The 22088-nt window shown below is 51.1% G+C and carries 20 protein-coding genes; 12 read left to right on the forward strand and 8 right to left on the reverse strand.

Going from position 1 to position 22088, the window contains the following annotated elements; translation table 11 throughout:
- Window positions 1-235: 235 nt before the first annotated feature.
- Window positions 236-949 carry an ABC transporter ATP-binding protein gene (locus AACT35_RS12745; protein WP_062433062.1) on the reverse strand — a complete coding sequence of 238 codons (714 nt, stop codon included), beginning with the start codon at window positions 947-949 and terminating at the stop codon, window positions 236-238.
- A gap of 82 nt (window positions 950-1031) precedes the next feature.
- Between AACT35_RS12745 and AACT35_RS12750 the strand changes: the two genes are divergently transcribed.
- Complete coding sequence (locus AACT35_RS12750; protein WP_030007828.1) at window positions 1032-1517, forward strand: CYTH domain-containing protein; 486 nt, start codon at window positions 1032-1034, stop codon at window positions 1515-1517.
- Between the two features lie 71 nt (window positions 1518-1588).
- Window positions 1589-2284, forward strand: coding sequence for a magnesium protoporphyrin IX methyltransferase (gene bchM, locus AACT35_RS12755; protein WP_012306536.1), 696 nt, complete (start codon window positions 1589-1591; stop codon window positions 2282-2284).
- A 16-nt stretch (window positions 2285-2300) separates the two neighbouring features.
- Here the strand turns inward: bchM and AACT35_RS12760 are convergent, their stop codons facing one another.
- Window positions 2301-3578, reverse strand: coding sequence for a rhodanese-like domain-containing protein (locus tag AACT35_RS12760; RefSeq protein WP_099238073.1), 1278 nt, complete (start codon window positions 3576-3578; stop codon window positions 2301-2303).
- Between the two features lie 49 nt (window positions 3579-3627).
- Here AACT35_RS12760 and AACT35_RS12765 point away from each other — a divergent pair, with 49 nt between their 5' ends.
- Window positions 3628-4758, forward strand: a complete 1131-nt coding sequence (locus AACT35_RS12765) for a PP2C family protein-serine/threonine phosphatase (RefSeq protein ID WP_012306534.1) — start codon at window positions 3628-3630, stop codon at window positions 4756-4758.
- Here AACT35_RS12765 and larB read toward each other — a convergent pair.
- Together larB and AACT35_RS12775 are read right to left on the reverse strand one after the other, a co-directional pair.
- A complete protein-coding gene (gene larB, locus AACT35_RS12770; protein ID WP_012306533.1) occupies window positions 4755-5525 on the reverse strand; it encodes a nickel pincer cofactor biosynthesis protein LarB in 771 nt (256 codons plus the stop codon). The genes AACT35_RS12765 and larB overlap by 4 nt on opposite strands.
- 33 nt (window positions 5526-5558) lie before the next feature.
- A complete protein-coding gene (locus AACT35_RS12775) occupies window positions 5559-5996 on the reverse strand; it encodes a DUF2996 domain-containing protein (protein ID WP_065716136.1) in 438 nt (145 codons plus the stop codon).
- A gap of 141 nt (window positions 5997-6137) precedes the next feature.
- Between AACT35_RS12775 and trmB the strand changes: the two genes are divergently transcribed.
- Window positions 6138-6788, forward strand: a complete 651-nt coding sequence (gene trmB / locus AACT35_RS12780; RefSeq protein ID WP_099238075.1) for a tRNA (guanosine(46)-N7)-methyltransferase TrmB — start codon at window positions 6138-6140, stop codon at window positions 6786-6788.
- Between the two features lie 175 nt (window positions 6789-6963).
- Complete coding sequence (gene ftsH4, locus AACT35_RS12785) at window positions 6964-8841, forward strand: ATP-dependent zinc metalloprotease FtsH4 (protein WP_099238077.1); 1878 nt, start codon at window positions 6964-6966, stop codon at window positions 8839-8841.
- A gap of 85 nt (window positions 8842-8926) precedes the next feature.
- Here ftsH4 and AACT35_RS12790 read toward each other — a convergent pair whose 3' ends face one another.
- The gene (locus AACT35_RS12790) at window positions 8927-9634 is read right to left on the reverse strand and encodes a hypothetical protein (RefSeq protein WP_099238079.1); all 708 of its coding nucleotides are present in this window, start codon (window positions 9632-9634) and stop codon (window positions 8927-8929) included.
- A 263-nt stretch (window positions 9635-9897) separates the two neighbouring features.
- Between AACT35_RS12790 and AACT35_RS12795 the strand changes: the two genes are divergently transcribed.
- The 4 genes from AACT35_RS12795 to rsmA all read left to right on the forward strand — a co-directional run bounded on the left by AACT35_RS12795 (window position 9898) and on the right by rsmA (window position 14691).
- Window positions 9898-12180 (forward strand): hybrid sensor histidine kinase/response regulator, encoded by a 2283-nt coding sequence (locus AACT35_RS12795; protein ID WP_099238081.1) that lies wholly within the window; start codon window positions 9898-9900, stop codon window positions 12178-12180.
- A gap of 72 nt (window positions 12181-12252) precedes the next feature.
- Entirely contained in the window at window positions 12253-13200 is a 948-nt protein-coding gene (gene pip / locus AACT35_RS12800; RefSeq protein WP_099238083.1) for a prolyl aminopeptidase, read from the forward strand.
- 22 nt (window positions 13201-13222) lie between these two features.
- Entirely contained in the window at window positions 13223-13813 is a 591-nt protein-coding gene (gene cbiT, locus AACT35_RS12805; RefSeq protein WP_099238243.1) for a precorrin-6Y C5,15-methyltransferase subunit CbiT, read from the forward strand.
- Window positions 13814-13869: 56 nt separating this feature from the next.
- Window positions 13870-14691 carry a 16S rRNA (adenine(1518)-N(6)/adenine(1519)-N(6))-dimethyltransferase RsmA gene (gene rsmA, locus AACT35_RS12810; RefSeq protein ID WP_099238085.1) on the forward strand — a complete coding sequence of 274 codons (822 nt, stop codon included), beginning with the start codon at window positions 13870-13872 and terminating at the stop codon, window positions 14689-14691.
- Here the strand turns inward: rsmA and AACT35_RS12815 are convergent.
- The 3 genes from AACT35_RS12815 to AACT35_RS12825 all read right to left on the reverse strand — a co-directional run bounded on the left by AACT35_RS12815 (window position 14676) and on the right by AACT35_RS12825 (window position 17459).
- The gene (locus AACT35_RS12815; RefSeq protein WP_099238087.1) at window positions 14676-14966 is read right to left on the reverse strand and encodes a cupin domain-containing protein; all 291 of its coding nucleotides are present in this window, start codon (window positions 14964-14966) and stop codon (window positions 14676-14678) included. The two genes, rsmA and AACT35_RS12815, sit on opposite strands and share 16 nt — an antisense overlap.
- A gap of 62 nt (window positions 14967-15028) precedes the next feature.
- On the reverse strand, window positions 15029-15760 hold the full coding sequence (locus AACT35_RS12820) for an SPOR domain-containing protein (protein WP_143596761.1): 732 nt from the start codon (window positions 15758-15760) through the stop codon (window positions 15029-15031).
- 130 nt (window positions 15761-15890) lie between these two features.
- On the reverse strand, window positions 15891-17459 hold the full coding sequence (locus AACT35_RS12825) for a photosystem II high light acclimation radical SAM protein (protein ID WP_065710330.1): 1569 nt from the start codon (window positions 17457-17459) through the stop codon (window positions 15891-15893).
- A 521-nt stretch (window positions 17460-17980) separates the two neighbouring features.
- Between AACT35_RS12825 and AACT35_RS12830 the strand changes: the two genes are divergently transcribed.
- The 3 genes from AACT35_RS12830 to AACT35_RS12840 all read left to right on the forward strand — a co-directional run bounded on the left by AACT35_RS12830 (window position 17981) and on the right by AACT35_RS12840 (window position 22043).
- On the forward strand, window positions 17981-19816 hold the full coding sequence (locus AACT35_RS12830; protein WP_099238091.1) for a PhoX family protein: 1836 nt from the start codon (window positions 17981-17983) through the stop codon (window positions 19814-19816).
- 133 nt (window positions 19817-19949) lie between these two features.
- Window positions 19950-20576 carry a hypothetical protein gene (locus AACT35_RS12835; protein WP_099238093.1) on the forward strand — a complete coding sequence of 209 codons (627 nt, stop codon included), beginning with the start codon at window positions 19950-19952 and terminating at the stop codon, window positions 20574-20576.
- Between the two features lie 300 nt (window positions 20577-20876).
- Window positions 20877-22043: an ATP-grasp domain-containing protein gene (locus AACT35_RS12840; protein WP_030007812.1), complete on the forward strand. Its 1167-nt coding sequence runs from the start codon at window positions 20877-20879 to the stop codon at window positions 22041-22043.
- The last annotated feature ends 45 nt before the right edge of the window (window positions 22044-22088 follow it).

A 22088-nucleotide genomic window follows, 5' to 3' on the forward strand; every position in this document is an offset into this window, starting at 1 on the left:
TGTGCTGATGTAGACGGGACGCGAAAGGAAAACAGGAGAGGCAATGGGGTTTTGCTCTGCAGTGTAACAAGGGATTTGGCCGACTTTGACAAAATTTGCGAATTCTATCGTTTTTTTAATGGACTTGTCCCCAAGGAATCATGGTGGTGGGATAGGGTTCCCCAAAGTCTTGTCCCAAGTGTATCTGAATTGAACCATGGCGATCGCCAAATTGCATACCACTCCCGTAGGATTCTTAGGGGCTTGGGGCCAGGGCCACTTGGATCATTTCCGCAGGACTGAGGTTTGGGTGGGTAATACTGCCATCCCGGAGCCAGATAATCCGCTTGGTTTGCCGGGCCACTTCTGTTTCATGGGTGACCATCACCACGCTCATGCCGTCGTCGTGGAGGGTCTGAAATAACGCTAAGATTTCTTGGGTGGTGCGGGAATCTAAAGCCCCGGTGGGTTCGTCCGCTAGCAGTAGCAAGGGTTTGTTCACAATTGCCCTGGCGATCGCCACCCGTTGTTGTTGTCCCCCAGAGAGTTGGTTGGGACGATTATAGAGACGACTGCCCAAACCGACTTTGGTTAAAGCGGCGACGGCCCGGTCCCGCCGTTCATGGGGAGGGACATTGCCATAGACCATCGGCAAAATCACATTTTCAAGGGCGCTCATCTGGGGCAAGAGATGAAATTGCTGGAAAACAAAGCCAATATTGCGATTCCGAATGGTGGCCAGTTGGCGATCGCTGAGGGTGGCGACATTTTGGCCATCGAGGAAATAATCGCCACTGGTGGGCTGATCGAGGCAACCAATGATGTTCATCAGGGTTGATTTGCCGGAACCCGACGCCCCCATAATGGCGCAATATTCTCCCGCTTGAATGCTGAGTTCTACCTGTTTGAGGGCATAGATTTGGGTGTCCCCTTGGCCGTAAATCTTGGAGAGATTATGAATTTCGATCATTGATTTTTTTTGGCGATCGCACAGTTGATCTTCATTCTAGGCCACAATCTTTGGAGTCTGCCGCTGTGGAGGTTTTCACGCTATGCCCCAAGAAATTGAACGGAAATTTCTCGTGATTGGCGATCGCTGGCGGGATCTGGCCCCAGGGATTCCCTATCGCCAAGGCTATCTCCAGCGGACACCCGAAAAAACGGTACGGGTGCGCATTGCCGGAGAACAAGCTTTTTTGACGATTAAAGGTAAAACCGAGGGGATTGGGCGCTTGGAATTTGAATACCCGATTCCCTTAATCGAAGCCCTAGAGATGCTAGAACATCTTGGCGATCGCCCCCAGATCGAAAAAATCCGCTACCGCATTCCCCTCGATAATTTCCTCTGGGAAGTCGATGAATTTCTCGGCGAGAACCAAGGCTTAATCCTGGCAGAAATTGAACTCACAGATGCTGATCAACCCTTCCCAAAACCCAATTGGGTTGGCCCTGAAGTGAGCCACGAGCCCCGCTATTACAACGCCAACCTCGTTAGCTATCCCTACTGTCAATGGTCCCCCACAGAACAATCACCCTAGGGTTTCCCAAAGCTGCTACATTATTGGATCGATAACAAAATCCTTTAATTTTTTTCTAAATCCAAAGCGCCATGACCTCCTCCCTCAATGACAAAACCATCGTCAAAGATTATTTCAATGCCAAGGGCTTTGACCGTTGGCGACGCATTTATGGTGACGGGGATGTCAACAAAGTCCAGGCTGATATCCGCGTCGGGCACCAACAGACCATTGATAAGGTGGTGGCTTGGCTCAAGGCCGATCAAAATCTTAACCTCAGAAGCATTTGTGATGCTGGCTGTGGGGTCGGTAGCCTCAGTATCCCCCTCATGGAGGCCGGTGCTCGCTCAATTTACGCCAGCGATATTTCTGAAAAAATGGTCGGTGAGGCCCAGGAACGGGCCGCAAAAATCTTTGGCAACACCCCTAATCTAAAGTTTGAAACCAAAGATCTCGAAAGCATCAGCGGCAAATACAATACGGTGATTTGCTTGGATGTGCTGATCCACTATCCCACCGAGGATGCGGCAAAGATGATTGCCCACTTAGCATCCCTCAGCGAAGATCGCTTGATCTTGAGCTTTGCGCCGAAAACGTTTTGGCTGACGATCCTCAAGAAAATTGGTGAATTCTTCCCTGGCCCCAGCAAGACCACCCGCGCCTACCAACACAAGGAACAGGATATCCGCCAAATCTTAATCGATAACGGTTTTGCGATCGCCCGCACCGAAATGACCAGTACCCGTTTTTACTATTCTCGTTTGTTGGAAGCGGTTCGCCTCCGGTAATATTGCCTGAAATTTCCTAAGGAGACTTTGTGTCGAATGAGGGGGCTACGTAGGAACACCAATCACTCCAGCCCCCAGGGTACAGTTTCAAATTATGATGGCCCGTCAGCTCCAAAGACAGCCAATTGACGCAGGCCGTGACCCCGGAGCCACAATACAGCACGATCTCTTGCTCAGGGGATAGGTTTTCCCAGAGGGTTTGTTGCACTTCCGGCGGTTGAGCGAACCCTTGGGCATCGGTAACTTGTTTCCAGGGGACATTGAGCGCCCCAGGAATATGGCCAGCAATTGGATCAATGGGTTCAACTTTTCCCAAATAGCGATCGCCATCCCGGGCATCGATCACCAGCCGTTGATTGTCCGTCGCAATCAGTAAATCCTGACGATTAACCACCAATTGAGGTTGGGGATTTGGCTCAAATTGGCCGGGTTTAAACCCAGGAATATCAGTGTCGATTGGCGCTTGGGCAGTCTGCCAGGCCGGAAACCCGCCATCTAACAGGCGGGCTTTGTCGTGGCCATAGTATTTGAGCAACCACCAAAACCGCGCCCCAAAAGCACAGTAAAAGTCGTCATAGATAATCACTTCGGTGCGATTGCGCTCAATGCCGAGGCGAGAAAGTAACGAAACAAAAGCTTCTGGGTCAGGCAAAGGATGACGCCCCCCATGTTGTTGCACAGGGCCAGAGAGATCCCGATCCAAATGCAGGTAATAGGCCCCAGGAATATGGCCTTGTTGGTATTGCGTTTCCCCCCAGGTCGGATCATTGAGCCGAAAGCGACAATCCACAATGACAAGGTTGGGATCAGCTAGGCGATCGCCCAATTGATCAACGGTGATGAAATGGGAAGATAAACGGGGCATCAGATGTTTAACGATATGTAAATAATTCTGTTGCCGCTGGGGATCACGGCGATAGGTGAGATGATTGGCCACTTTCTGCAAAATCATCATGCCACGCCCCCCCGCATCTTCTAGGGTGGTTTGTTGGTGTTGTTGGGTGGCGTAATATTGCTCTAGATCAAAGACAGTGGGGCTATGGTCCCAAATGCGAATTTCGAGGCTGTGGTGACTGAGGCAGAGTTCAACGGTGATCTGGTACTGCTTGAGATCTTCGCCGTGGGCATGGCGAACGGCATTGGTAAATCCCTCAGCGATCACGATTTTGCACTGGAGCCAATCTTGGCTGGCCAGGTGATGACGCAGTTGAAAAGCCTCACAGTGCTGGAGGACTTGGTCTAACTGAGCCGTATCACTGGGAATTTGGAATTGAAATTGGTCTAAGATAGCCAAAGTACAGCCATAAAAAGGGATAGTCTCCCTTGGTAGTTTAGCTTAAGTAATGCCTCAGATTCTTGTCATTGATGATGACCTTGCCATGCGGGTTCTCTTGGAACGGACCCTCAAACGTAAGGGTTATCAAGTCACCACCGCGAGTGATGGCAAAACGGGATTGGACTTGGCGATCGCCACCCGGCCCGATCTCATCATTTCCGATTGGATGATGCCGGAAATGAATGGCATTGAAGTCTGTCAAGCAGTGAAACAACACCCCGATCTCTCGACTACCTTTTTTATTTTGTTGAGTGCCCTAGATGCCGTCGAAGATAAGGTGATGGGTTTAGATGCGGGAGCCGATGATTTTCTCTGTAAGCCCATTAGCAGCCACGAACTAGAAGCCAGGGTTAGATCTGGCCTGCGAATCTGTCGTCTCACCCAGGATTTGACTGCCCAGAAACGCGCTTTAGAGTCGGAACTGACCGAGGCGGCCCAATACGTTAAATCCCTTTTACCAGATCCCCTCTATCAAGATCATTTACAGATCGATAGCTGCTTTATCCCGTCTTCCCAATTGGGGGGCGATGGCTTTGATTATTTTTGGCTCAGTCCCCAGGAGCTGGTGTTTTATCTTTTGGATGTGTCGGGCCATGGCCTCAAAGCCGCACTTCCTTCCATTAGCATTTTGAACCTATTGCGATCGCGCAATAAAACTAAAGGTCTTGACTACCGCAGCCCCCAGGCTGTTCTGAATCACCTCAACCGCACTTGCCAATTTCTCGAACAGCAAGGGCAATACTTCACCATGTGGTATGGGATTTATGACGTGGATGACCGGATCGTTACCTATGCCTGTGCGGGCCATCCCCCGGCGGTTCTGGTGAAGCCCAATACTGGTGAACCGCCGCAATTATTAAAGGCCCAGGGGTTCCCGATTGGGATGTTGCCACCCGACCTCAGCATCTACGAAGAACATAGTCTTTATCTGCCGTTTAATTCCCGCTTGTATCTGTTTAGTGATGGGGTCTATGAAAATACGGCGGCCCTAAACCACAAGCAACAATGGAATCTTTTTTTGAACTTTCTACAGCGGTTCCAAGGCACTTCTCTCCAGCCTCTGGTCAAAAGCATTGGCGATCGCCTGCACCAAAATCACCTCGAAGACGATTTTTCACTGTTGCGTTTGACCCTCTAGCGTAACCTTGCCGCCGTCCGCAAAATTTGTCCCGCCAAGATCGCCGCCCCAAAGCCATTATCAATATTCATCACACCAATGCCCGCCGCACAGGAATTAAGCATGGTCAGGAGAGCAGAAACGCCCCCAAAACTCACTCCATAGCCAACACTGGTGGGCACCGCAATCACAGGGCAATCGGCCAGACCTGCCACCACACTAGGCAAAGCCCCCTCCATGCCCGCCACCGTAATCAGAACGTCTGCTTGCTCGATTACATGGCGATGACTTAAAAGACGATGAATTCCGGCCACCCCCACATCCCAAAGGCGATTTACCGCAAAACCCGATAACTCTGCAGTGACAGCCGCTTCTTCGGCTACGGGGAGATCAGCGGTGCCAGCGGTCAAGATCGAAATCGTCCCCCGATGGCGTACCTGGGGCGGTGCCTGGATGAGGGCACAAATGCGGGCTTCGGGGAAATAGGTGAGGTTATGTACCTTGGGCTGCAGTTGGTGGTAGGTCTCCACATCAATGCGGGTAGCCATGACAACCGGGTGGCGATCGCCCATCGTTTGCATAATTTGGGCAATGTGATCCGGCGTTTTCCCTGGCCCCCAGATCACTTCCGGAAAGCCTGTGCGCAGTTGGCGGTGGTGATCAATTTTGGCAAAGTCACCCACAGCTTCAAAGGTCAAATGCTTCAGCTCTGTCAGCGCATTTTGGGGACTAACTACCCCCTGGGCCACCGCTTCGAGTAACTGTTTGAGGGCCTCAGGATCGCTCATGGATAACCTTGTCGGTACAGATCGCGCCGCGCCTTAGTTGAGAACCAACCATTTTTGGCCATTGAGCCGCTGGATCACATAGCCAACCATCAAGGGAAGATTCACACGACGTTCATCGATCATGAAAGACTCTAGGGTGCTGTGGGGGGAGCCATCCGTCGCAAAAGACCAAGCTTTCTGGCCTTTGATGTCTGCATCAATGAAATAAAGGATAAATTGCCGCTTGTTGTTGAGCCAACTGCCTTGAACCTGCCAGCAGACTTGGGATTCTAAGCCTTTAATGGGAATATTCGTTTCGATAAATTTGAGACCCATGTCCCCAATGCCATTTTCCTTGAGGGCAGTTTGTAGATCCGGGAGGAAGTGATTCTCAATAAACTCCGCAAAGGGTTTGTCTTCTACTGCGGGGGGCTTTTCCTTTTTTTTCGCGGCGGGGGCTGCTTTGGATTTGGGATCGGTGGTTTCTGCCATAGTCTGCCGAAAAGTTGAGAGGTTCACGAAGGGCAAAGGGTTTTTGCTCTTTTTCATTTAAGCATATCCAAGTTTAGCGTGGGGGACGTGGCACAATGGGATGGCAAATTTTTTCGTTGGACATTTTTAAGGAGTGAGTTCGTGGGGCGATCGCGCGTTCGACAGCATGTCAATCCCTTAACCGATAAGTATCAACAGGTGTTTCAGATGCCAGATTGGTCAGATCTTTTTGCTGATCTAACGGCTCCTTTACACCTCGATATTGGTTGTGCGCGGGGGCGGTTTATTTTAGAGATGGCCCAACGGTTTCCAGAGCGTAATTTTGTTGGTGTAGAAATTCGTGAACCCCTCGTGGACGATGCCAACGAAATCCGGGATCAACTGGGGCTAAAAAATCTTCACTACGTTTTTGCGAATATTAATACCTCTCTCCAGGTGCTGTTGGACTCCTTGCCGACGGAAACTTTGACTTGGATCACGATTCAATTTCCTGATCCTTGGTTTAAGAAAAAGCACCACAAACGCCGGGTTGTGCAACCAGATTTAGTTGACATTCTGGCGAAACATACACCCCAAAAGCTGGTTTTGTTTTGTCAGTCGGATGTTGAAGAAGTTGCTTTAGAAATGAGAGAAAAATTTCTGGAGCATGAAAAATTCATCCTCACCCATGATTCGTTTTGGCTAAAGGAGAATATTTTTCCAGTGCCGACGGAGCGGGAAGTCGCCACGGCCAACAAAGGCGAACCTGTCTACCGTTTTCTTTTGCATAAAAAAGAAGAAAGTAGCGCGTAACAGATGCCTTGGCGATCGCCCCTAAAGCGACTAAATACCTTGGCCAAGCCCTAGCCCACTAACACAAATGATCCCGTCTGAAGCCGAACCGTTGATTTCGGTTAACCGCGTTGTATCAAAAATGTGACGATCTTTACAATGGGGGAATACAAAGCTTTCTGCGGACAACATTGCTATGAGCATCAAAGATAAACCCCCCTCTCGGACGAGGCAAATTGGCTCCATTTTGTTGTGGCTGACGGGACTTTTTTTCCTGGTGAATGCCTTTTTCCCCAATTTGTTTGGTAATCCGACCCCTCAGGTGCCCTACAGTCTCTTCATCAATCAGGTAGAAGATGGTCAGGTGGCCCGCGCTTCCGTTGGCGATCGCGAAATCCGTTACCAACTCAAAGCCGAAGGCGAAGAACAACAGGGCACAATCCTCCGCACCACCCCCATTTTTGACCTAGATTTGCCCAAGCGTCTCGAAGCCAGTGGCGTTGAATTTGCCGCACCACCCCCAAAAAATAATTTCTTTGGCAATATCTTGGGTTGGGTGATCCCGCCGATTATTTTTGTCTTAATCTGGCAATTTTTCATTGGGCGCAGTGCTGGCGGTGCCGGTGGAGCAGGGGGAGCGCTCTCCTTTACCCGCAGCAAAGCAAAAGTTTACGTTGAGGAAGAAGCGACAAAAATTACCTTTGATGACGTGGCTGGTGTCGAGGAAGCCAAAACCGAACTCACGGAAATTGTTGAATTTCTAAAAACGCCCCAACGTTACACGGCGATCGGTGCCAAAATCCCGAAAGGGGTGTTATTGGTTGGCCCTCCGGGAACTGGAAAAACCCTCATGGCGAAGGCCGTTGCTGGCGAAGCTGGCGTGCCTTTCTTTAGTATTTCTGGTTCGGAATTTGTTGAACTCTTTGTCGGTGCCGGTGCCGCCCGGGTACGGGATCTCTTTGAACAAGCCAAGAAAAAAGCCCCTTGTATTATCTTTATCGATGAATTAGATGCCATCGGCAAATCTCGGGCCAGTGGCGGCATGATGGGGGGCAATGACGAACGGGAGCAAACCCTCAACCAGCTTTTAACCGAAATGGACGGTTTTTCGGCGGGCGATGCCACCGTGATTGTCCTAGCTGCAACGAATCGCCCCGAAACCCTTGATCCTGCCCTGCTCCGCCCAGGACGGTTTGACCGTCAAGTCTTAGTCGATCGCCCGGATCTCGGCGGACGTCTGAAGATCCTCGAAATCTACGCCAACAAAGTCCAACTCGATAACGAAGTCAATTTAAAAGAAATTGCGACTCGCACCCCTGGATTTGCGGGGGCTGACTTGGCAAACCTTGTTAACGAAGCAGCTTTGCTAGCGGCTCGTAATAAGCGCGATAAGGTGACCCAAGCGGATTTTTCAGAAGCAATTGAGCGGGTTGTCGCTGGCCTGGAGAAAAAAAGCCGGGTTTTGTCGGATAAAGAAAAGAAAATTGTCGCCTATCACGAAGTCGGTCATGCCCTTGTTGGTGCTTTGCTTCCTGGAGGAGGCCGAGTTGCGAAGATTTCCATTGTGCCGCGTGGAATGGCAGCCTTGGGTTATACCCTACAAATGCCTACGGAAGACCGTTTCTTGATGGATGAGCGGGAAATGCGCGACCAGATTGCCACCCTACTCGGAGGCCGTTCCGCAGAAGAAATTGTTTTTGGTTCGATCACCACAGGTGCCGCCAACGATCTGCAACGGGCCACGGATCTCGCCGAACGGATGGTCACCACCTACGGCATGAGCAAAGTCCTCGGCCCCCTCGCCTATGAACGGGGTTCCCAAAATAATTTCCTCGGTGAAAATATGATGAATCCCCGGCGCATGGTCAGCGATGAGACAGCCCAGGCCATCGATGCAGAGGTGAAAGAAATTGTCGAGACTGCCCATGATCAGGCGATCGCCATTTTGCGGGCCAACCGAGATTTACTCGAAACCATCTCCCAAAAAATCCTCGATACAGAGGTCATTGAAGGCGATGAACTCCAGGAACTTTTGAACCAAGCCGTTAAGCCAGAAGTTTCAGCTTCAGCCTAGGCCCCAAACCTTGAATGTTGCCTGATTAGTAACTTAGAAATAAAAAATAGTTTCCTATGGCTTTCAAGGGTCATGGGAACTTTTTTTATGGTGCTGTGGTCTCTGGGGGGCTCACATTTTCCACGTCTGGTAGGGTAGGAATGCTAGGTAAAGCAGGAATCCCCGCATCGGGAACTAACCCTTCGCTTGGGGTTGGGGTCGTATCTAAGCTTGGGGGTGGCGTGATTGTCTCTGGGGTTGGCGATGCTGGCGATGTTGCAGCTTCGTTGCTCGCTACGGGCTGACTGAGGTTCAGGAGGACATCTACTTCGGGATAATAACTGGCCCACTGTTTGATATTGGGGTTCCGTTGCCAATCCTGTTGGGAAATACGCAGATTAAATAGAGGGGCTACCGCCACATCATTTTGACCAAGTACCAAAAGATCCAAAGTGCTGGGGGTAGGACTTTGCCTAAATAACAAAGGAATTAGCAATTCGGTGCGATCTTCGGCCTGGCGCATAAACCAGGAATAGCGGCTGGGGGGTTGACCGGAACTTAAGGGTTCTAGACCATTAATTTCGATGGCATCAAAACGGAGCATACAAGACATTTCTGGGGTGATCGCTGGGTCTTGGGGAGGCTCGGCATAATCACAGGTCAGTTGGGGCGGTGCTTGGGCGATCGCCTGGGGGAGCGTCAAGCTTAATAGTCCAACTAAGCCCACCAGACCCAAACAAGATCTAGAGGCGAGACCCAGGGCCAATGGGGAAATCCCTGGGACAGAGATGCGGTTTTGAAAACTATAGAACATCGGCGAAACCTACAATAGGAGCGCGAAAGGAAGGCAAAAGCCTTGTATGATATCATCCTACCGAAAAAATACCTGTCGCCAAGTCAGGCTTGATCATCCTCTGCCCTTGACACGTTTCGTTTCAAGACAAGAAGATTCTTTCGGCAACCCCTCAGCTTGCCATAAACTTTCTTTAGAAAAGCTTAGATCTAAAGCTCCCGCCAAAAATTAGGGCCATGCTAGACAGCAACGAGGTCTGTCTGATTGGTCTCTTGACGTAATTCATGATTCTTAACGCCATTACCCCCGATATTGCTTGGACTGCCCCTTGGAATGTGCTGCAACAGCTGTGTCATCTTTGGCGGCGGTTTGGCATTGGCATCGACCCCCAGGATCGCCTATACATCAGTGGTGCCCAGTTACAAGAGGCAGGGTTGGCCCTCGACTACGACGTTTTTCACCTCCTCATCGAAACGGATTTTACGGCTCTGCTGTGGGCGAAGGCTATTGATCCCGCCGCAGTTACTCCGGATACGCCGTCAGCCCCAGGGGAACAGTATGAAATTTCTATGGCGTTTGATCCCCAGGCGATCGCCCCCCTGATTGCGACCCTCCTCGGTAGTCATGTGGACTTTCCCCAATTGAAGGCCCTGCGAAAAAAGATTTTGCCCCAACGCTCTGCGATTCCGCCGGATCTGATGGTGGGCCTCTTGGAGATTGTGCGATCGCCGTCCATCCAAGAAACTGCGCCTGACGAGGCGGTGGTGCCCAACCAACCCCTGAATATGTTGCTGAGCCAGCGCCTAGAACAGGAAAAAATCCTCAACAATGTCACCCATCGCATCTACCAAAACCAAGACCTGATGGTGACGGTACGCATGGCCCTCGAACAAGCCCAGCGCCTCTTACGGGTTGATCGGCTGCTGGTTTATCAGCTCGATTTACCGACGGCGAATCCAGAGAAATTCGTCAATCGGGTCACCTTTGAAGTGGTGTCCTCAGACAAAGTCACTTCCCTCCTGCATTTTGACCAAGATGAATGCCTGACGAATAATCAACTGATCAAAGATGCCTATCTGAATGGGAAGCACTTGGCGGTAAATGACATCGAGACCCAACCAAACCTCAGTCCCTGTTTTAAGCAACAACTCCAAGGGATGCAGGTCAAGGCGAAGTTGGTAGTGCCCCTCATCGTCGAGCAGCGCCTCTGGGGTTTGCTCATCGCCCACCAATGCCATGGCCCCCGCCGTTGGCGCAAAAATGAAATTACTTTCCTGACCCACGTGGCGGAATATTTGGCGATCGCCATCCTCCAAGCCCGTTCTTACCAGCAATTGCAAGAACAAAAAACCAGCCTTGAGACCCTCGCCCAACGCCGCGCCCGGGAACTAGAAGATGCCCTCCTCTCTGCCCAAGTGGCCAGCCAATCGAAAAAAGAATTTATCCACATCATGAGCCACGAGCTTTTGACTCCGCTCACGTCGATCATTGGTCTATCGAATACCCTCAGCTATTGGACAGCCGATGACAATCCGAAAAAGCTCTCCCCCGAAAAACAGCGCGTCTATCTCCAAACCATCCATGAAAGCGGCACTCGCCTGCGTAATTTGCTCCAGGATATTCTTGATTTTTCCCAAACAGAAGCGGCCCGTTCTGTGTTGGATTTACAGAAATTTTCCCTCAAACAATTGTGTTATCGCGTCCTCAATGGGTTCCAAGAATTAGGCGATCGCCAGGGGATCAGCCTTAAATTCATCAATCAACTAGAACCAGAACAAGATTCCTTTTACGCCGACCCGATCCGCCTGGAAAAAATCCTCAGTCACCTCCTGTCCAATGCGATTAAATTCACCTCCCACGGTGGCGAAGTCACCTTCAGTATTTGGCGCGAAAAACAAAAAGATGTCAGCTTCCAGGTCAAAGACACGGGCATTGGCATCCCCCCCCAGCAAATTCCCCTCCTGTTTGAGCAGTTCCAGCAACTCGAACCTTCCATGAGTCGTCGCTACGATGGGGCGGGGTTTGGTTTAGCCCTCGTCAAACAGCTCGTCGAAATTCACCAGGGACAAATTCACGTCACCTCCACCCCAAAAAAAGGCTCCATCTTCACCGTCCGCATCCCCAACCAAGTGCCCCGCAATCTTCACCCCGTGGGTAAGGGGAGTGTGGGCGGCAACCAGGGCGGCACCATTGTGCTGGTTTCCCAGGATGAAGAAATGGCGACCCTGATTTGTGAGTTGTTAACGGCGACGAACTACCAAGTGATTTGGCTGATCGATAGCGAAATTGCCAGCCGTCAGATTAGTGCTCTCCAGCCGATTTTAGTGATTCTCGATGCCCACCAACATAAAATTCAAATTGAAGACATTATCGATAGCCTTAAAATGGCTCCCCAAACCCAACAAATTCCCACTCTCTTGACGGGCGATCGCCTCAGCGATGACCAGTGGCAAAAACTCCAAAAACATGGTTTCCAAGATTACCTACCCAAGCCGATCCACAGTGAAAAACTGATTGATATGGTGAACCATTACGTCACCCGTCACTATCTCGCCAGCACCCTCTAGGACAGCCAACCCATTGGCGATCGCCCGCTGTTTCTGGCACGATTCAACTATGCCCACCCCTTCACCTCGGCCATGCGCAACCTCTATCCCCCTCTCCAGCCCTACCACAGCGACAAACTCCCCGTTTCTGATCTCCACACCCTCTATTACGAAGAATCCGGCAATCCAGATGGTAAACCCGTCGTCTTCATCCACGGTGGCCCAGGGGGTGGCTGTCCCCCGATTTATCGTCAATTTTTTGATCCGCAACAATGGCGCATTATTCTGTTTGACCAGCGGGGCGCAGGCCAGAGTACCCCCAGGGCAGAATTACGGGAAAATACCACCTGGGATCTCGTTGCAGATATCGAAAAAATCCGCGACCATCTCGCCATTGACCAATGGTTTATCTTTGGCGGCAGTTGGGGCAGTACCCTCGCCCTTGCCTATAGCCAAACCCACCCAGACCGTTGCCTTGGTCTGATCCTGCGGGGAATTTTTATGCTCCGTCAAAAAGAAATCCAGTGGTTCTATCAGTACGGGGCCAGCGAAATTTTCCCCGATGCCTGGGAAAGTTATCTCAAACCGATTCCCCCCGACGAACGTCACAATCTCGTCAGTGCCTATTACAAACGTTTAACCAGTCCCGATCCCCACATTCGCCTAGAAGCAGCCCAGGCCTGGTCTGTGTGGGAAGGTAGCACCAGTCGGTTAATCCCATCGGCGGCCAGTAAAGTGAGTTTTGCACGCCCAGAATTTGCCGAAGCCTTTGCCCGGATTGAATGTCATTATTTCGTGAATAAAGGTTTTTTTACCACGGAAAATCAACTCCTCGAAAACATTGATCGCATCCGTCATTTACCGGCAGTCATTGTCCAGGGTCGCTATGATGTGGTTTGTCCGATGACCAGTGCCTGGGAACTCCATCAAGCCTGGCCGGAAGCAAAGTTTGTCCTTGTCCCGGAGGCAGGTCACTCGGCCTTTGAACCGGGGATTCAAACGGAATTATTGAACGCAACGGATGCGTTTGCAACCCTATAGTTTTTATTTTTTAGCAGCACTTATGGCTTGGCATTACCAGACCCCTGGCATTCCGGATCACCTATTTAAACGTTTACCGGGCATTCCCCTGACGAAACGAGAAGCGCGGCTTTTGATTATTTCGGCCCTACGGATGGAGGCGGATTCTGTACTCTGGGATATTGGGGCCGGGACGGGGACAATTTCCGTTGAGATCGCCCTTTTATGCCCCCAAGCCCAGGTGATCGCCGTTGAACGGGATGAGGAGGTGGCGGATTTAGTGCGTCGCAATTGTGCACATTTTCAAACCGACAATATTACGGTGATTGAGGGGAATGCACCGGAATGTTTTACCCAGATTGCCACGAAGCCGGATCGGATTTGTCTTGGGGGTGGCAAACCGATCAAAGTTCTGTTGAGTGAGGCTTGGCAATGCTTGCGGCAAGGGGGCCGAGCGGTGGCGATGGCGACTAACTTGGAGCAGCTTTATCAGCTTTCGGAGGGTTTTTCGGAACTGCAGGCCCGGAATGTGGAAGTGGTCCAGGCGGCAATTAACCGTTTAGAAACCCAGGGAATGCGTCAGGTGTTTGCGGCGGTAGACCCGATGTTTATCTTGAGTGGGGAAAAAATTTAGGGGTAGAAAATGCTTGTAAAATAAACCCCTGCCCCTGGATGGAGAGAGATAAAACGATGCGCCCCCGAAAACGGTTTGGTCAACATTGGCTGACGGATCAACAGATTTTAGATGAGATTGTTGCGGCGGCAAACCTGCAACCGACAGACCGGGTCTTGGAAATTGGCCCAGGGAAAGGGGCGTTAACCAGCCGTTTATTGCCTCAAGTAGAAGCCTTGCTCTCGGTAGAAATTGACCGGGATCTATGCAAGTACATGGTCAAAAATTATGGCGATCGCCCGAACTTTTTACTCCTCGAAGCGGACTATCTCCAGGCAGATATTAATGAATTTTTAGGGGATTTTCCCCAATTTCAGAACCCCCGCAAGGTGGTGGCAAATATTCCCTACAACATCACCGGGCCGATTTTAGAGAAGCTCCTGGGCACCATTGACCGACCGAACTCGAATCCCTTTGAGTCGATTGTGCTGCTGATTCAAAAGGAAGTAGGCGATCGCCTGGTGGCCCATCCCTGTACCAAAGCCTTTGGGGCCTTGACTCTGCGGGTGCAATATCTCGCCGATTGTGAAACGGTTTGTGTCGTCCCACCGAAGGCCTTTTACCCGAAACCAAAGGTCGAATCCGTGGTGGTGCGCCTACGGCCCCGGCCCCTTGCCCAGCCAGCCCAGAACCCCAAACTACTCGCAACCCTGATTAAGGTGGGCTTTGCCAGTAAGCGCAAAATGCTGCGCAATAACCTCAAAAGCCTTTACAAGCCGGAAATTCTCGATCCAATTTTTGCGGATCTCGACATTAGTCCCCAGGCGAGGGGGGAAGAAGTGGATCTTTTACAATGGATTGCCCTGAGCGATCGCCTCAATGATTACCCAAAGGAATAGTGCTTTTTCACAGATTGGGTAATCTCCCAGGTACAGGTCAGGCCCGCCGCAAAGGTCACTAAATCTCCTTTACCCATGGTGACCGGGGTGCCTCCCTCTGGGGTTACAGTTACTTCCCCCTCAAGGAAATAGCAGGTTTCCGCTTCGTCGTAAGACCAGGGAAAGGTGGAGACTTCCTTCGTCCAAATGCCCCAAGTTTTGACCCCCAGTGCCGTTAACCGTTCCGGGCTGGGTTGACGTTCAATCTGAATGGCTTGCTGGTTTGTTGTGACCATGGTTTTTCTGAAAAAAACGACAAATCAAGTGCGTTTCGATTGTAAGGGAAAGCCAATGAAAGCTAGTTGCGGAAATACAGGCGACCATCAAGATCCATAAGCCGTACCCGCACATTCATCAACTCTGCCTCTTCCCGTTGGGCAAAGGGGCCGATGGCGATGTGAGGCCCCCGGGGAGCGCTTTTTGCTTCGATCAAATCCTGTTGAATGCCCATGCGCCGCAGTTGGTCTTGAATATCTTGGCCTTGGCCGCGGCTGGGAATCGCCACAAAGTAACCACCATGGCTACTGGCTGCTGTGGTGCTATTGGCAGCGAATGAATCCCCGGAACCCATGTCTGTAATTTGGGCAGCAATGCCACTGGCTTGGAGGTTGGCCCGCAGCGTTTCTGCATTTTCGCGCTCAGAAAACAAACCAGCCTGGATGCGATCGCCTTTCACAAAAGCAGTTGGTTCCACCTGGCGCACCGTTGCCAACATCAAGGGGCTAGATCCGACTACTTCAACCCGGTAGCGGGCGCTTGACCGCGGCGTCGAGGGAACAAATGCCGGAGGGGACGCGGTGGGAGCCGGAGCCTCAAAAATATATTCTTGACCAGGGGCCACCGTCGTTGCAGGGCCATCGTAAAACACAGGTTCCGAGGCGGGGGGTTCTTCCCAGAGGGGAATCACTGGGGGGACGGGGGGTAACGGCTCAAAGGTGAAAACTTCTTGGGCGATCGCCCCAGGCGAAAGCAGCACAAATCCCCCAAGAACAGCCAATAGGGGACACAGATTAGGGCAAGACTTCAACACCGATCTTTTCCTCCGTAAACAGACGGGGTAAATAGGCTTTTTCGACAATCTTATTAAAGATTTGGCCAAACGCAAATGCTGACCCCCAGTCCTGAAGATTCCGAACCCATGACCCACCGAGATTAAACATTTAAGCAGGGATTAGGGTCGGCTTTTGGGACACAATTTTCGCCGTTAGGGCTTCTTCCAAAGGCGATCGCCCCAAACGAGCCTCTAGAATGGCCATCACTTCCCGACCAAAATCATTGGGGTTTTGCCGCCACGCCTGGAGACACACTTCCCCAAAGAAAGAACCGAGGGGTTCCGGGTTCCACAGGAGTTTTTTCGCCGTCCAGGGCATCAAACTCATCGGGTTATAGTCCGGCTTTAGCACTTCTTGGTCAAAGGCATATTGTTCAAGGTGGGTGTGGGGCTGGAGGCCAATGAAGAAAATGGCGGGTTCTACCTTATCGACCCCGAAGATTTTTTCGAGTTCCCGGTGGTAGGCAATGGTTTGGCGGATCGTATCAAAGGTCTCATCAATGACGTTAAAGGAATAATTCACCGAGACCACATCATTAAAGCCCGCCGCTTTGAGATCCCGGCAGTTTTGTAAGACCCGCCGCAGGTTGTAGCCCATGCGCATTTTCCGCACGAGTTCCTGGGAGCCGCTGGTGATGCCAATCTCGAAATAATTCATCCCCGTTTCTACCATCAGATCGCAGATCTCTGGGGTCAGATTATCGGCGCGGATGTAGGAAGCCCAGTGAATATCGTCCATGCCCGAATCGCGGATCGCCTGGAGCAGTTCCACCACATCATCCATGTACTTTTTCGCCGGGATAAACTGGGCATCGGTAAACCAGAAATTGCGAATGCCTCGATTGTAGAGTTGGCGCATTTCTGCCACCACTTCCGCTGCTGGATTGACCCGGACTTGCTTGCCTTCGACGACGGTGTAGACGCAGTAGCAACAGTTGTGGGGACAGCCCCGTTTCGTCTGGACACCGATGTAAAAATCATTTTCCTGGAGATAATAATCAAACTCCGGCCAAATTTCAGCAATGTATTGGTAGTTGCAAGCGGTTTTTTCGATGGGAGTGGGTTCTTCGTGGATCATGCCGGGGCGTAGCTCTGCCTGACCCACAACATAGCAGCGTTGATCGCTAAAGTCTTGGCCCCGGAGTAGGCGTTCTAGTAGGGTCTCCCCTTCGCCGATGGAGACGATCGCCCCTTTCGGTAATGCGGTTTTTAGTTGTTCATAGAAGACACTGACTGCTCCGCCGCCAACGACCATCTGGGCTTCAGGATTATACTGTTGGGCTTTTTGAAGACCGCGCTTAATGAGTCCCAGGTTGCGCCACAGTTCGCCGTAGTAGGCAGCCATTACCTTCAGGCCCCCGAAGGCTCCCCTCAGCTTAATGAAGGGATTTTTTGCGTAGAAAATCTCAAAAGAGTTTTGTAAAGGGTTACCACCCCGACCACCCACAGGGGCATAGATCTGGATATCACGCCAGGAAAAGACCAGCAGCGTCGGCTTAAAAGCGGCGATACAGTCATCGAGGGCTTTTTTGTAATCCAGGGGCGGTACGGCCCCCAGGTCGAAAATCTTTTGTTCGAGGTTTGGGAAGAGCTTATGGACATGATCTGCTAGGTACACCACGCCAATGGGAAAGATGGGGTTGCAAGGGAGGCGGACGTAGAGGAGGCGCTGAGTCATGGTGAAAATGAGCAGGCGTTGTTACATAAGTTAACTCTCATTATAGGGAAAATCCGCAGCGGGGCGATCGCCTTGGGGTAGTGACAGGTGCCTGTTCGCAAAACGAGCAGCCTAAAAATATACCGTAATTATCGATTTTAAATTCAATAGATCAGCTTCTTTCTTAAACGGATTGAAAGAAAATTTAAAGTTTTAACTGGTCAATCTTAATTTCTACTTAATTCCCATGGAGATAATTGTAATCGGCATCCTCTATGTCTGCCCATTTAACCGATTAGATGTTTTCTAACCACGGCTAAAGCCTTTGTTTAAAACAATATTTAAAAGGCTCTAACCACTTCCTGTTTAAGGACATTCATTTGGATAAAAGTGTATTTCAGGAATTGATTCGCCATAAAAAAAAATAATGGCATAATTCTCTATGCTAAACACTCAATATTCAAAACCAAAATCAGGGGCAAATTAGAATATTTCTTCCTTAAAACATCTTTGAGACGCTGTAAACTAAGCACCCTACAATCATGATTCACGACGACGGCAGAAGTAATTATTCAAATAATCGTCCTTTCCAAGATATTTTCAAGGCGCGATTCTCCCGCCGGAGTATGCTCCAAAAAAGCATGATGCTCTCCGCCGCTGGTTTTATCGGGGCGATCGCCGGCAATAGCGTCCTCAAACCCAGCACCGCCGCCACCCAAGTTGCCCAACGGCGCACCAGTCCCCTGTTGGGATTCAATGCTGTAACCCTAGCCCAAGGCAATGGCCCCGTCCCCAGTATTTCCAGTGACTACCAATACCAAGTGTTGATCCCCTGGGGCACTCCCATCCAACCCGGTGGCCCCGAATACAATGGCGACCCCAACACCCGACCCACCGCCGACGAACAGGCCCAGCAGATCGGCATCGGCCACGATGGGATGTGGTTTTTCCCCCTCGGCAACAACAATGACCATGGTTTGTTGGCGATTAACCATGAATTTGGCATCAACGAACACGTCCTAGGTAAAGCAGATCCCGCCAGCCTTGAGGATGTGCGATTGTCTCAACATGCCCATGGTGCCTCCGTTGTTGAAATTAAGAAAAATAATCGTGGCGTTTGGGAAGTGGTTCGCAGTAACTATGCCCGCCGGATCCATGCCAATACCCCCATGGCCTTCAGTGGCCCTGCAGCAAATCATCCTCTCCTAAAAACGGCAGCGGGCAATGCGCCGAAAGGGACGATCAATAACTGTTCTAATGGTCACACTCCCTGGGGCACTTACCTCACCTGTGAGGAAAACTTCAACACCTACTTCGGGGCCACCGGAGAATGGACGCCCACCGAAGCCCAGGCCCGCTATGGACTCGCCAGCAGTTCTCGCTATGGCTGGGCAAACTATGACGAGCGATTCGACTTGTCAAAGGCAGCCTACAAAAATGAAGAAAATCGCTTCGGTTGGGTTGTCGAAATTGACCCGATGGATCCCAACCAGACCCCTGTTAAGCGCACAGCCCTCGGTCGTTTTAAGCATGAAGGGGCAGAAATTGTCGTTGGTCGTGGTGGTCGTGTGGTCTGCTACATGGGTGACGATGAACGCTTTGACTACATTTACAAGTTCGTTTCGGCAAACAATTGGCAGTCAATGCGGGCGCGGGGGATCAGTCCCTTCGATGAAGGCCAGTTGTACGTCGCCAAGTTCAACGATGATGGCTCTGGAGAGTGGTTACCCCTCAGCATGGATAACCCAGCCTTACAAGGAAAATTCCAAGACCAGGCTGAAATCCTTGTGTATGCTCGCTTAGCGGCAGATGCGGCTGGGGCAACGCCAATGGATCGTCCGGAATGGATCACTGTCGGCACCGAGGAAAACGTTTATTGTGCCCTCACCAATAACAGCCGTCGCACGGAAGCTGATGCGGCGAACCCCCTGGCACCGAATCCTGATGGCCACATTATTCGCTGGCAGGATAGCGATCGCCACGTGGGGACAAGCTTCACCTGGGATATTTTTGCGATCGCCCAAGATACCCATGGCACCGAAGAATCTTTTGCCTCTCCCGATGGACTATGGGCTGACCCCGATGGCCGTCTCTTTATCCAAACCGACGGTGCCCAGAAGGACGGCTTGAATGACCAACTGCTCGTAGCGGATACCAATACCAAGGAAATTCGGCGTCTCTTTACTGGGGTGACTGATTGCGAAGTAACGGGGATTACGGTGACCCCAGAACGCCGCACGATGTTTATTAACGTGCAGCACCCAGGCGATGGCAACCCAGCCACCACCAATTTCCCGGCTCCCCAGGGGAGTGGGATGGTGCCCCGGGATAGCACTGTGGTCATCACCCGTAAAGATGGCGGCATCGTTGGTTCATAGCACTTTGATGATTTAGTTAGGATTTGGCGTTACAGTTCGGTCACCCCAACGGTTCAACTCTGGGGTGACTTTTCTCTTTCATCGGCCTAGGGGTTAAGCTGGATTTTGCTCTGTCACCACCCAATTTTTGTCCATGTCCCCAACGACCCACGCCACGGGCCAAGATCCTGAAGTCCAGCTCCAACGGGTTTGTACCCAAGCCTACGGCGAGCCTCTGCAACTACTTTGGTGGGAAATTGCGGATGCCCAGGGGAGCCTCAAGGTCATTTGTCGAGAACAGCGCCGGGGGTATTACATTGAAGTGTTCTTGCACCGTACCGCCGCTGGCTATCAACTGAGTCATGGTTTGGTGGCAGCCTTTGCGACGTTGTTAAAACCTGACCCCAGTCGCTGGGAAAATTTGACCAAACGGGCCACGGCAACGGACTGGCAAGCTCTCGATCGCCTCTGGTTTTATGCTTTGACAATTCCCGATAGTGAGATTCTCTGGGGCGATGAAACGATTATTGGGGTTACGGTGGCAGAAAAGGCGATCGCCCGGTTTGGTTATGCCGTGCCCGACCCATCCTTGCTCCCGGTCTTGATCTTTGAAAATCGAGCTTTGGGGTTAAATCTAATCAGCTATGTTTGCGATCCAGATCATTTTGCGGGCGAGAATCTCCTTTATGATCACCGTACCCACCGGGGGGAAGCTTACCCAAATCTGTTTGAAGCCCAAATCCGCCTAAAACAAAAACTAGATTTGTATTTTCCCGGCTAGACCGCCGCGATCCATGGCTTGTCCTGGGGGCGAATGGCTCAGAATTTATTGGGTGCAAACAACCCTAAATAATCCGTTGAGATCCCAGATAAAACTTAATCTAAAAAACACCATTTCTTTAACTGCAATTAACTTTTTTCCTTTGTTCGCCTAATCACCTAAATACGTGAAACCTAAATACGTGAAAAAAGATAAAGCCCAATCATTGCGCCTCGGCACTGGAACCTCTGGCCTTGATGACTAGGGTTCGGGTTTTAAGTTAGGCTTGAGTTGAGAAATATAGAGGTTGCCTCTGCGCTAATGGAATTGCTCGAATACCAAGCAAAACAACTTTTTGAACAGGTGGGGATACCCACGTTGCCGTCCCAGATTATTGCGGATCCCCGGGAACTGAAACAGTTGCAAATTCCCTATCCCATTGTGCTGAAGTCCCAGGTGCGGGCTGGGGGACGGGGTAAAGCTGGGGGCATTAAACGGGTGCAGAATACCATCGATGCGATCGCCGCCGCGCGGAATATTTTTAATTTGGCGATCGCCGGACAATACCCTGATGTTTTATTGGCCGAGGCCCACTACGAACGCAAGCAGGAAATTTTCTTGGCGGTGGTTTTAGACTACGAATTGCAGCGGCCTGTGCTTTTGGGGTCGGCCCACGGCGGCATGGAAATCGATCAACTTTTGGCGAACCTCCATCAAGTGGTGATCAAAGACTTTTTCTCCCCGTTCCAAGCGCGCCATCTCCTCAACAAAATGGGTATCCGGGGGGCATTGGTGCCCGCCTTGAGCGACATCATCAAAAAAATGTACGATTTGCTCCTTGCCAAGGACTTGGAATTGGTGGAAATCAACCCTCTGGGCATTAACCAAGCAGGGGAATTAATGGCCCTTGATGGTAAGGTCACGGTTCACGATACGGCCCTCCGTAAGCACCCTGAAATCGCCCTGTTTTACGAGCACCAAAATCAACTCAGCTTTACCCCAGAGGCGGCCCCCCTCTCTTGGCAACATGATGTCCAGGGGGGCGCGGTGGGCATTGTTTGTTATGGGGTGGGGGCGGCGGCGGTGATTTGGGATATGCTCCATGATCTCAAGGGTCATCCAGCCTGCTGTTGGCTCCTTGGCCCCCGCGCCCAGGGTCGAGTGTTTTCGCCCTACGACCTAGATGAACAGATCGAAATTATTCTTGAACAATTGGCCGCACTACCGCAGATCAAGGTGGTTTTGTTGAACTTGGTGGCGGAAGCAGAAATTAACCAACGCATTTTGGCAACTTTAACCGCACGTTTACCCCAATTGGCGATCGCCCCGGATGCCGACCCCGATCCAGAGCTGCCTGAGTTGCCCCAACACATTATTGTGCGCTGTTTACCTTCCCTTGACCCGGCGATCGCGCCTGGTTGCCATTGGGAAGAAGATTTAGAGGCCGCCGTCAAACAGGCGATCGCCCTCAGTAAACCCGGAACCTAAAACGCCTTTCAACTTCTCTCACACATAGGACTTAGACACAACGGC

Origin of the sequence: Synechococcus sp. BDU 130192 (assembly GCF_963876085.1) — a bacterium.
In the GTDB taxonomy this organism is placed as follows: Bacteria; Cyanobacteriota; Cyanobacteriia; order Cyanobacteriales; family MRBY01; genus MRBY01.